This is a genomic window from Sphingomonas rubra (assembly GCF_900115745.1).
In the GTDB taxonomy this organism is placed as follows: Bacteria; Pseudomonadota; Alphaproteobacteria; order Sphingomonadales; family Sphingomonadaceae; genus Sphingomonas; species Sphingomonas rubra.
Window position 1 is genome coordinate 1 of record NZ_FOXP01000020.1, and the last position, 11,039, is coordinate 11,039.

General features: G+C 66.9%; 12 protein-coding genes. 9 read left to right on the forward strand and 3 right to left on the reverse strand.

The window, feature by feature from the left end:
• Positions 1-230 precede the first annotated feature (230 nt).
• The 4 genes from BM145_RS15345 (at position 231) to BM145_RS15360 (ending at position 4,934) form a co-directional block, all read left to right on the forward strand.
• Complete coding sequence (locus BM145_RS15345; RefSeq protein WP_093334444.1) at positions 231-737, forward strand: 2Fe-2S iron-sulfur cluster-binding protein; 507 nt, start codon at positions 231-233, stop codon at positions 735-737.
• Positions 734-1,723, forward strand: a complete 990-nt coding sequence (locus BM145_RS15350) for an FAD binding domain-containing protein (RefSeq protein WP_093334445.1) — start codon at positions 734-736, stop codon at positions 1,721-1,723. The genes BM145_RS15345 and BM145_RS15350 overlap by 4 nt, the downstream gene beginning before the upstream one ends.
• Positions 1,720-4,059: a xanthine dehydrogenase family protein molybdopterin-binding subunit gene (locus BM145_RS15355; RefSeq protein WP_093334516.1), complete on the forward strand. Its 2,340-nt coding sequence runs from the start codon at positions 1,720-1,722 to the stop codon at positions 4,057-4,059. The genes BM145_RS15350 and BM145_RS15355 overlap by 4 nt, the downstream gene beginning before the upstream one ends.
• 242 nt (positions 4,060-4,301) lie before the next feature.
• The gene (locus tag BM145_RS15360) at positions 4,302-4,934 is read left to right on the forward strand and encodes a tyrosine-type recombinase/integrase (RefSeq protein WP_093334517.1); all 633 of its coding nucleotides are present in this window, start codon (positions 4,302-4,304) and stop codon (positions 4,932-4,934) included.
• Between the two features lie 83 nt (positions 4,935-5,017).
• Here the strand turns inward: BM145_RS15360 and BM145_RS15365 are convergent, their stop codons facing one another.
• Complete coding sequence (locus BM145_RS15365; RefSeq protein WP_093334518.1) at positions 5,018-5,398, reverse strand: winged helix-turn-helix transcriptional regulator; 381 nt, start codon at positions 5,396-5,398, stop codon at positions 5,018-5,020.
• 92 nt (positions 5,399-5,490) lie between these two features.
• Between BM145_RS15365 and BM145_RS15370 the strand changes: the two genes are divergently transcribed.
• Together BM145_RS15370 and BM145_RS15375 are read left to right on the forward strand one after the other, a co-directional pair.
• Positions 5,491-6,552, forward strand: coding sequence for an SDR family oxidoreductase (locus tag BM145_RS15370; protein ID WP_093334519.1), 1,062 nt, complete (start codon positions 5,491-5,493; stop codon positions 6,550-6,552).
• A gap of 8 nt (positions 6,553-6,560) precedes the next feature.
• Positions 6,561-7,559, forward strand: coding sequence for an EthD domain-containing protein (locus tag BM145_RS15375; protein ID WP_093334520.1), 999 nt, complete (start codon positions 6,561-6,563; stop codon positions 7,557-7,559).
• Between the two features lie 138 nt (positions 7,560-7,697).
• Here the strand turns inward: BM145_RS15375 and BM145_RS15380 are convergent, their stop codons facing one another.
• Positions 7,698-9,167: a deoxyribodipyrimidine photo-lyase gene (locus BM145_RS15380; protein WP_245739408.1), complete on the reverse strand. Its 1,470-nt coding sequence runs from the start codon at positions 9,165-9,167 to the stop codon at positions 7,698-7,700.
• Positions 9,168-9,251: 84 nt separating this feature from the next.
• Here BM145_RS15380 and hmuQ point away from each other — a divergent pair, with 84 nt between their 5' ends.
• Both hmuQ and BM145_RS15390 read left to right on the forward strand, forming a co-directional pair.
• The gene (gene hmuQ / locus BM145_RS15385) at positions 9,252-9,569 is read left to right on the forward strand and encodes a heme-degrading protein HmuQ (RefSeq protein WP_093334524.1); all 318 of its coding nucleotides are present in this window, start codon (positions 9,252-9,254) and stop codon (positions 9,567-9,569) included.
• Between the two features lie 34 nt (positions 9,570-9,603).
• Entirely contained in the window at positions 9,604-10,395 is a 792-nt protein-coding gene (locus tag BM145_RS15390; protein WP_093334521.1) for an SDR family NAD(P)-dependent oxidoreductase, read from the forward strand.
• Positions 10,396-10,478: 83 nt separating this feature from the next.
• Here BM145_RS15390 and BM145_RS16260 read toward each other — a convergent pair whose 3' ends face one another.
• Positions 10,479-10,700 (reverse strand): pyridoxamine 5'-phosphate oxidase family protein, encoded by a 222-nt coding sequence (locus BM145_RS16260; RefSeq protein WP_218149671.1) that lies wholly within the window; start codon positions 10,698-10,700, stop codon positions 10,479-10,481.
• Between the two features lie 63 nt (positions 10,701-10,763).
• On the opposite strand from BM145_RS16260, the gene BM145_RS15400 reads away from it, so the two are divergent.
• Positions 10,764-11,039, forward strand: a 276-nt coding sequence (locus BM145_RS15400) for a transposase (RefSeq protein WP_143090222.1), incomplete at its 3' end; no start/stop codon positions are given.

The window sequence follows — 11,039 nt, forward strand, 5'->3', positions numbered from 1 at the left end:
GACCCAGATACGGACATTCCTGTCCGACTCCGCGCATCTCGGAACTCGCCGTTCATTCACGTCGTGGCATGCCGCCTGCTACGGGTTTTCGCCTACCCGACCGGCTTTCCGCCGCCGTGGTTTATAAGGCAGGTCGCGACCTCGCTGAGCAGGGTCGGGCGGCGCGGAGTTAGCATGTCGTTGGTTCGACTGCTACTTATCTGGTGCAAGCCAATGAGAAGGGACCTGCCATGTCGCTGATCGTGAACGGAAAGCAGGTGCACGGCCCTGCCGATCCTCGCGTGTCCTTACTCGACCATCTGCGCGAGGACCTGCACCTCACCGGCACGAAGAAGGGCTGCAATCAAGGCGCGTGCGGGGCATGCACGGTGCTGGTGGACGGCGAGCGGATACTGTCCTGCCTTGCGCTCGCGGTGCAGTATGACGGGCGCGCGATCACGACGATCGAGGGGTTGGCCGGCGGCGACGCACTTCACCCGCTCCAGGCCGCGTTTGTCGAGCATGACGGCTTTCAATGCGGTTATTGCACCCCGGGGCAGATCTGCTCGGCGATCGGGATGGCGAGTGAGCTGGAGCGGGGGGTGCCGAGCCACGTCAGCGCCGACCTCGCCGCAGACGCGCAGTGGACGCGCGAGGAAATCCAGGAACGGATGAGTGGCAATCTGTGTCGCTGCGGCGCGCACAACGGCATCGTCGACGCGATCCGGGCCACCTTCGCGACGGAGGCGTCGGCATGACCCCCTTCGACTATGCTCGCCCCATCGACGCCGCCGATGCGCTGCGCCGGGGCGCAATCGCCGGCACCGCCTATCTCGGCGGCGGCACCAACCTGGTGGACCTGATGCGCGAGACGGTCGCCCGGCCGGAGCGGTTGGTCGACGTCAGCGGCCTGCCCGCCGCGATCGAGGAGACAGAGGATGGCGGATTGCTGATCGCCGCCGCGGTCCGCAACACCGCGCTCGCCGAGCACCGCATTGTTCGCGCGCGCTATCCCCTGCTGTCGCGCGCGATCCTGGCCGGCGCGTCGGCGCAAATCCGCAACATGGCGACGGTGGGTGGCAATTTGCTGCAACGCACGCGCTGCACCTATTTCTACGACACCGAAGGATCGCGGTGCAACAAGCGGCAGCCGGGTTCGGGGTGTGACGCACGCGAAGGCTTCAACCGCATCCACGCTGTCCTCGGCGGCTCCGACGCCTGCGTCGCGACCCATCCGTCCGACATGTGCGTCGCGCTCGCCGCGCTCGACGCGACGGTGCACGTCGACGGCCCCGCGGGACCGCGCACGATCCCCTTCGCGGACTTCCATCGCCTGCCCGGCGACCGACCCGATCGCGACACCAACCTCGAACTCGGCGACCTCGTGACGGCGGTAGCCTTGCCGCCGCTGCCGGCGGGGACGCGATCGACCTACCGCAAGGTGCGCGACCGGGCGAGCTACGCCTTCGCGCTGGTATCCGTCGCGACGACGCTCGAGCTGGAGGGCGATCGCATCAAGCAGGTCCGGATCGCGTTCGGCGGGGTCGCGCACAAGCCGTGGCGCGCCATGCGGGCGGAGGCGGCCCTGCTCGATCGCCCCGCCACGCACCAGGCCTTCCTCGATGCAGCGGCGGCGGAGTTCGTCGACGCACGCCCCTTGCGGGACAATGCCTTCAAACCGGCGCTCGCGAGCCGCACGCTGGCAGCGGTTCTGGAAGAACTGGCGATGGGAGACGCGGCATGAGCATCATCGACAGTGCCAAGCAGGCGGCGCAGGGACTGGTGCAGGGCGCCATGACGAAGCTGGTGCCGCTCGCCCCGGATAGCTGGATCCCCGGCGGCGTTCCCGATCCGCTGATCGCGCGCAAGCACGGGTTGATCGGCAAGCCCGTCTCCCGGCTCGACGGCGCGTTGAAGGTGCGCGGCGACGCCGCCTTCGCCGCGGAGCATCGCTTCGCCGACATGACCTATGCCGCACTCGCCTACGCCACGATCGCGCGCGGGCGGATCGCCGCGATCGATACCGCGGCGGCGGAGGCCGCGCCCGGCGTCGTGCTGGTGATGACTCATCTAAACGCTCCGCGGATGGCGACGCCGCCGGTTTTCGGCTCCTCGCCGTCCGCGGTCGGCCCGGCCGACCTGTCGATCCTGCAGGACGATCGCATCCACTGGAACGGACAACCGATCGCCTGCGTCCTGGCCGAGACGCAGGAGCAGGCCGATCACGCCGCTTCGCTGCTGCGCATCACCTATGGGGCGGAGCCCTCCACCACGACGCTGGCGGGCGCGAAGGCGAACGGCATCGAGCCCGGCCTGTTCATGGGGCAGCCGCTGCTGAACGAGATCGGCGATGCGGAGGCGGCCTTCGCGGCAGCGCCGCACAAGGTCGACCGCACCTATCGCACCCCGCGGCACAACCACAATCCGATCGAGCCGCATGCCGCCACCCTCGCCTGGGTCGGCGACGAACTGACGATCCACGACGCCAGCCAGATGGTCACGCAGCAGGCGCAGACGATGGCCGACACCTTCGGCCTGGCGACCGACAAGGTGCGGCTGACCTCGCCCTATGTCGGCGGCGGATTCGGCAGCAAGGGGCTGTGGGACCATCAGGTGATCGGTGCCGCGGCGGCGAAGCTGGCGCGCCGCCCGGTGCGCATCGCCCTCTCGCGCGAGGGCGTCTACCGCGTCGTCGGCGGGCGCACGCTAACCGAACAGCGCGTCGCAATCGGCGCCGATGCGGACGGACGCTTCCAGGCGCTGATCCATACCGGCCTGTCGGTCATGACGCCGCAAAACAGCATGCCCGAGCCGTTCATCCTCGGCACCCAGGCGGCCTATGCCGCGCCCAACATCCTGCTGAAGGTGGAGGTGGCGCGGATGAACATGCTCGCCAACACCTTCATGCGCGCGCCGGGCGAAGCTGTCGGCACCTTCGCGCTCGAATCCGCGATCGACGAGCTGGCGGTGGAGCTCGGCATCGATCCCGTCGAGCTGCGGCTGCGCAACGAGCCCGACAAGGACCCGACGAATGGCCTGCCCTTCTCCTCGCGCCATATCGCGCAGGCGTGGCGCGACGGGGCGGAGCGCTTCGGCTGGCACGCCCGCCCGCCGCGCAGCACGCGGCGCGAGGGCGAATGGCTGGTCGGCGTCGGCTGCGCCACGGGCACCTATCCCTATTACCGGATGCCCGGCGCGGAGGCGCGCATTACCCTGACCCGCGATGGCGACGGGGTGAAGGCGCTGGTCGAGGTCGCGGCGGCGGAGATGGGCATGGGCACGTCCACCACCACCGCGATCGTTGCGGCGGAGCGGCTGGGCCTGCCGCTCGACCGGGTCGAGGTAGGATACGGCGACAGCGCCATTCCCGGCGCGATCATGGCCGGCGGATCGCAGCAGACCGCGGCGATCGGCGCGGCGGTCATCGCCGCACAGACTGCGCTGGTCGGCGACCTCATCAAGCTCGCGGGCAACGATTCCCCGCTCGCCGGCCTGTCGCCGGACGAGGTCGGCTGCGACGACGGCGGGCTAGGCAGCCTCGCCGACCCGACGCGGCGGGAGAGCTATGCCTCGATCCTCGGCCGTTCGCAGAGAGACAGCGTATCGGCGACCAAGGCGGGGTCGCTGCCACTGGAGACGATGCACTGGTCGATGCACTCGCACAGCGCGCTGTTCTGCGAAGTTCGCGTCAACACCGTCACCGGTGAGACGCGCGTCAGCCGGTTCTTGGGCTCATTCGATTGCGGCCGCATCCTCAACCTCAAGACAGCGCGCAGTCAATTTCGCGGCGGCATCATCATGGGTCTCGGCATGGCGCTGATGGAGGAGACGCAGTTCGACGAGCGCAACGGCCGGATCATGAACCCCAGCCTCGCCGAATATCACATCCCCGTGCACCTCGACGTGCCCGAGATCGACGTGATCTGGACCGATATTCCCGATCCCCACGCCCCGATGGGAGCGCACGGCATTGGCGAGATCGGCATCACCGGCGTCGCCGCCGCAGTCGCCAACGCGATCTATGACGCCACCGGCACTCGTGTTCGTGATCTACCAATTACCCTCGACAAGGTAATTTGAGTGGCGGAGGGAGGCGCTGGCTTCACGTGATCGCTAGTGCCAGTCAGTTGGTTCTGCCAAAGCGCGACCTGTCCGCTTACAGGCAAGATGACCCAGGTTTGGTCGTTCATCGATTGTGAGACGGTACCCGAAACCGGCCGCTCGTTCAGTGTCACCGAGGACCGATCAACCACATTTCGGAACCGCCAGTTTACCGCGCCTGCGTATACTCGTTTGGCAGTTCGGCCCGATGGAGATGATCAATGGGTCACTCGTCGATGGATCCCGCCTTCCACGAACTTCGACCTTGGAACGAAGGCCGGCTGATCGGTGCGAAGCGCGCGCTGAAACAGCAACAGGTCTGGGCCATTCGCTTTTGGCTCGACCAACATAGACGACTGCGCGACCGGGCGCTGTTCGACTTCGCCATCGACAGTAAGCTGCGCGGCTGCGACGTGGTCAGGGTGCGGATCGGAGATGTAGTTTCTGGCGGCCGCGTCCGTGACCGCGCTGTAGTGGTTCAGCAGAAGACCAGACGGCCGGTCCAGTTCGAGCTGATGGACACGGCACGAAAGACGATGCGGGCATGGCTGGAGCGTCGCGGCGGGACACTGAACGACTTCGTCTTTCCGAGCCGGAACGACTACATGGCCCACATGAGCACCCGGCAATATGCCCGCCTCGTGCACGAGTGGGTGGTCGGCATCGGCCTTCCGGCTCAAGATTATGGGACGCATTCGCTTCGGCGCACGAAAGCATCGATCATCTACAAGGCAACTGGCAACCTCCGCGCCGTTCAAATTCTTCTCGGCCATGCCAAGATCGACAGCACAGTGCGCTACTTAGGCGTTGACGTGGAGGACGCGTTGGAACTGGCCGAACGCACTGAGGTCTGAGCGGACCCACAAACGGACATTCTCGCCTGTTTGCCCTTCCTCCGTTCCCGCCATTTGTTCATCGGCGCAGGCCGCAGGATCAGCTACGCGCGGCGTGAACTCGGGCGAGGTGCGAGGCGGTCGAGGGCATCAGCGTTGTCGCGACCCCAGCCGTAGAGCAGCTCGACCGGCTCGACGAAGCGCTGGCCAAGCTCGGTCAAGCGGTATTCGACGATCGGCGGAATGGTGCTCTGAACATGCCGGCTCAGCAGTCCGCTGGCCTCCATGTCCCGTACGGTCTGGGTCAGCATCTTCTTCGAAATGCCCGGCAGACTGCGCTGGAGCACGCCGGTGCGCGCAACACCGTCATGACGTGCATGGAGGGTGTGCAGCACCATGCTGGTCCACTTGGTCGCGAACAGCTCCAGAACGCGGCGCGGCGCGCAGTCCTCCCGCCATTCTTCGTCCGGTGTTCCGGGCTGCATGTGGTTACCTCTTGGTGCCTGGGGGCCTGAATGGTGCCGTCTAGAAGCGCTGCATGCCCGTGCCTAGCTCTGGCGAAGACAAGGAGGCCTTCATGGCGAAGACGGCATTGGTGGTGGGCGCGAGCGGGATCGTCGGCAGCGCGACGGCGGCGCTCCTGGTGGAACAGGGCTGGACGGTGCACGGCCTCGCCCGGCGGCCAACCACGCAGGCGGGTGTGCAGCCGGTCGCGGCCGACCTGCAGGATGCGGCAGCGACCGCGACCGCACTGCGTGATCTGGATCCGGACGCGGTGTTCATCACCACCTGGCTGCGACAGGACAGCGAGGCAGAGAATATCCGCGTCAACTCGACGATGGTGCGTAATCTGCTCGACGGCCTTCCCACGCCCACCAGGCCGCGACACGTCGCGCTGGTCACCGGCCTGAAGCATTACCTCGGGCCGTTTGAGGCGTACGGCAAGGGCACGCTGCCGCAGACGCCGTTCCGCGAAGAACAGGGGCGGCTCGATGTTGAGAACTTCTACTACGCGCAGGAGGACGAGGTGTTCGCCGCCGCGGCGCGAGATGGCTTCACTTGGAGCGTGCACCGCCCGCATACCGTGATCGGCCTTGCCGTCGGCAATGCGATGAACATGGGCACGACGTTAGCCGCATACGCGACACTCTGCCGCGAGACAGGGCGGCCCTTCATCTTTCCCGGCTCGGCGACCCAATGGTCGGGGCTCACCGACATGACTGACGCTGGCCAGTTGGCGCAGCACCTGCTGTGGGCGGCGGAGACCGAGACCGCGCACGATGAGGCGTTCAACGTCGTCAATGGCGACGTCTTCCGCTGGCAGTGGATGTGGAATCGCATCGCCGAATGGTTTGGGGTACGGGCGGCGCCGTTCGACGGCACCGTCCGGCCGCTCGAGCATGAGATGGCGGACGACGCCAGGCTGTGGCGCGACATTGCGATGCGTGAGGGATTGGCGGAGCCCGACCTCAACCGCCTCGCCTCACCCTGGCACACCGACGCCGACCTTGGCCGGCCCATCGAAGTGGTCACGGACATGAGCAAGAGCCGGCGGCTCGGCTTCACCGGATATCAGCCGACTGACGATGCGTTCTTCGCGCTGTTCCAGCGGCTGCGTGCCAACCGTCTGATCCCGTGAGGCCTGCGATGACCGACTTTGACCGCACCGACAATCTTCACCGTCCGCCGCTGGGCAAGACACAGCCACCCACGGGCAAGCCGCTGATCGTGACTCCCACATTCGTCAGCCGGGTGGATGACACGCCACGTTCCGAGCGGCCGCAGGACAGCGGCTCGGCAAAGAGCCGGCACGGGCACGAGGTACACCTCCCAAACTGGCGCGCTGGCGCGCTGGCACTGGAGGGCGACCCCAACATCGCTTTGGAGCACTGGGACGAGTATTGGCGCAAGGTCCACGGCCCCAAGTTCGCTTGGGACGAGCCCGGCAGCTCGTCCGCCAAGGTGCTGCGCTATGACCAAGTGCACCGCATCGCCTCCGGCCCTTCCTCCGGCTTCCCGCCGCCCTATCGCGCGATGGTGGACGAGAGCGGCCGGCTCCCCTCCGATCCGTGGAAGCGGGTGCCCGAGTTCCGGCGCCCGCGCTGGGACGGCCTCGCCTACATCGCCTATGCCGATCAGGACGACATTGAGGCGACGCTAGGGCAGGACAAGTTCGCCAAGCGCATAATCGCCGACGAACAGACCGCGTTTCGGATGGTGACGCGCGAGATCACCCGCGAGCATATCCTCATCCCCAGCGAGCGGCATCGCGATCCGATCAGCCTGGTAAAAATTCATATGCGCCGGCCGGAACTGTCACGTGAGGCGTTCCAGGCTCGCTTACTGGACGACCATGCGGATGTTGTCCTGGCGCAAGGTGCGACCGGCGAGTTGGTCCGTCGCTACGCCCAGCTCCACAACATCGGGTCGACGCAGGCCGATCCGGAAGGCTCCAAGATCGACGCGATCTCGATCCTGTCATTCGCCTGCATGAACGACGTCGAGGATTACCTCGTCCACGCCGATCATGCCGCGATCGAGACCTCCGAACAGGCGTTGGCCGGCAAAGGCTCAGAATGGTGGACGGCGCTGAATTACAGCGTCATCAACCGATTGGCGCCCGAGATCGCGACGACGCGCTCCTAAGCCGACCCTCCATCGGCGCCGGCCCGGGATCAAGTCGACCCAGAAGCGGTCGTTCAGCCGCGCTAAACGCGTTTTCGAAAGCAGACGTCCGTTCAGCCGTTCCGGTTGCATAATTCGAGGCGCCGGGTGTCGGCCAACTTAAACGGTCGCCTCGCCGGTCAGGTACGGATCGACCGGCACCTCCGCGGGAACCGACAGCTGCGGCGCTGGCCGCGACGCCGCTGCTGCGAGCCACGCCTCGCCACCTGCCCTGTTCCGCGTAGAGCCATCGCCGCGCGTCGCCACTCGGCCATAGATTGCCCGTTCGCGCTCAGACGGCGATCCGGCGAACATCGCGGCGATGTTGCCGTAGGTGCTTGGATCACGGCCATCGAGGCTGAGGCGGTCGTTGAGGTAGCAGGCGGTCGCCCACGCTGCCTCCGGGGTCGGCGTCCATGCGATGATCCGCTTGCACCAGTACATCCGCAGGTTGTTGTGCATCCAGCCGTCCACCAGGAATTGCCGCTGGCCCGCGTTCCACGTCTCGTCGCGCGTCTCGCCCGCCAGCATGGCGGCGAGCGTCTCCTGCTCAGGCCGAGCATCGCTGGCATGATCGGCAAGCGTCTGGCGAGCCCAGCTGGCGATCCGGTCGTACTGCTCCGGCGCCTGCAGTTGCGTCGCCTGGTAGTGGAACCACTCGCGAAAGCCGAGCAGTTCGTCGGCGAGCTTGCGCTTATGCTGTCCGCCCGCGGTTGCGCTGTTCACCGCCGCCATGATCTCGCGGGGGCCAAGCACGCCGAAGTGCAGGTAGGGCGAGAGGCCGCTCGCGCCCTCGCTCCGCGTGGCATCGTTGCGGGCGGAGGCGTAGCCGGGCAGCACGTCGGCGACCAGGCGCGCGAGCCGCTCCTCAGCCGCGGCGCGTCCGGGCGGGTGCATCGTGCTGACGGGAAGCGAGTGGTCGATGGCGAGGTCGGCGACTAGTGCGTCGAGGTCGAGCTCCTCGAGCCGGTCGGGCGCGAACGGCAGCTCGCCGGCATACGGCGTCACGTCGGGCCTCTCGTCCTTCCACTGCGACCAGGCGGTACGCTCGGGCTCGTGCCGCCGGAGGAAGCCGGAGCGACCCCGCACGCCGTCGCCGATCAGCGCTGGCGGCACCAGGCAGGCAGCGTTTACCGCGAAGACGGGCACCTGCGCTCGTTCGGCGACGCGCTGCGCCTGCCAGCGCGCGACGAAGGTCGGCTGATCCTCCAGCACCACCGCTGCAGCGTCGGCGGCGAGGCGGTGGACGAGCCCCTTCTCCCGACGCTCGGCATGGTCGACGTGCTGCACGCACGCGAGTCCGCGCTCGCGGCAGCTGATGCCAAGGTCGACGCTCGCGCCAAGAATGAAGCGGTGCAGCCGGTCGGAGGCGTAAGGGTAGTCCTCTCGGATGCCGTGGTAGACCAGCACGGGCAGGTTCAGCGCATTGCCGAGGTGGACGGCTGCGTCGATCACCGCGTTGTCGCGGGCGCGCAACGCCTGCTGAAGCCAGCAAAGCACGTAGCGACCGCCTTGCGCCACAGGGTGATCGGCGAGCAGCCGCACGCGTGGCGCCTCCTTCCAGTCGGTGATGAGGACATCGGCGGCCACTGAGCGTTCTCCTTGCTCCAGCGACAACGCGGCGGCGAGCGGAAGTCGCCCCTTCGCAGCAGTCAGGCAGGAGTTTCGATCAAGATGTTCATCGCTATGAACCGTTTCCAGGTCATACCCGGTGAGGAAGCCGCGTTCGAGGACGTGTGGCTGTCGCGCGACTCGCATCTTGCCGATGTGCCGGGCTTCGTCGAGTTTCACATGCTGCGTGGACCGACAGCCGACGACCACGTCCTCTACTCATCGCACACGGTCTGGCGCACCCGCGAGGACTTCGAGGCATGGACGCGGTCGGACGCGTTCCGCGCCGCACACCGTGGCGCCGGCAATCACCGGCCGCTCTATCTCGGGCCACCCCGCTTCGAAGGGTTCGACGTCATCCGGACGGTCAAGCCGGCGTGAGGCGCGCCACGCGCCATCATCGGAGCGTCAGGAAGTGAGGGTCTTCATCACTGGCTCGTCGCAAGGACTCGGTCTGCTCGCCGGACGGATGCTCGCCGAGCAAGGGCACGAGATCGTGCTGCACGCGCGCGACGAGACGCGTGCAGCCGAGACGCGGCGAGCGCTGCCGAACGCCGCTGATGTCCTGATCGCCGACGTATCCACGCTCGCCGCGATGAGGTCGCTCGCCGAGCAGGCGAACGCGTCGGGCCGCTTCGACGCGGTGATCCACAACGTCGCGATCGGCTACCGCGAGAAGCGGCGAGTGCAGACGGCCGACGGACTTTCGCAGCTCTGGGCGGTGAACGTGCTCGCCCCCTACGTGCTGACCGCGCTCATGCGCCGGCCGAGCCGGCTCGTGTATCTCAGCTCGGAACTACACCGCCGTGTCGACGGCAACTTAGACGACTTACAATGGCGGGATCGCTTCTGGAACGGCAACCGTGCCTATTCGGAAACCAAGTTCCAGGACGCGCTGCTTGCCCTCGCCGTGTCGAGAGCCTGGCCAGAAGTGCTGTCGAACGCCGTCGAGCCTGGCTGGGTGCCGACTCGCATGGGCGGACAGCGCGCGAGCGGCGATCTTCAGGCAGGCGCGGCGACGCAGGCGTGGCTCGCCACGAGTAACGATAGTGGAGCCACGGCCAGCGGCGGCTACTTCTTCCATCAGCGCACCGCTCGCCTTCACCCGGCGGCAAGCCGGACGGATCTGCAGGATCAACTACTGGCAGAGTGCACCAGGGTCAGCGGCATTGAACTACCCCGCGCGATCCCCGCTGACGGCTTTTAGGCCGTTCTTGACCGCGACGTTCCACAACCGCTCATCGCCGCCCTATCGCAGATCGCTGACGCTCGGACGATGTTCGCGTCTCTTCAGAGATCAACCTTCACGTCCTCGATATGGTACGGCTTGCCGGTCAGATGCGCCTTCACGAAGGACAGCACCGATACGACGCCTGCACCGGGGCTGTCCCAGTACTCCGCGCCATCCGCATGAACCTTGACCAGGACAATCTCGGGATCCCCGGGCCCGTCCGGGAACCAGGCTGAGATGCCGGCATTCCACAGCTCCTTCGCCTTGGCGACATCGTCCACGATCTCGGCGGGTTGAACCGCGCCGGGTTTGTCGGAGGTCCCAACTCCTGAGAGGAAGGGGCTATGACGAGCAAGACGACGAATAAGTTTTCGCCTGAGGTGCGCGCCCGGGCGGTACGGATGGTGCTGGATCACGAGAAGGATCACCCCTCCCGCTGGGCAGCGGTCGTGTCGATCGCGGCGAAGATCGGGTGTGCGGGCCAGACGCTGCACGAGTGGGTGAAGAAGGCTGAGGTCGACAGCGGCACGCGTGCCGGGGTGCCGAGCGATGTCGCCGATCGGATGAAGGCGCTGGAGCGGGAGAACCGCGAGTTGCGCCAGGCCAACGAGATCCTGCGC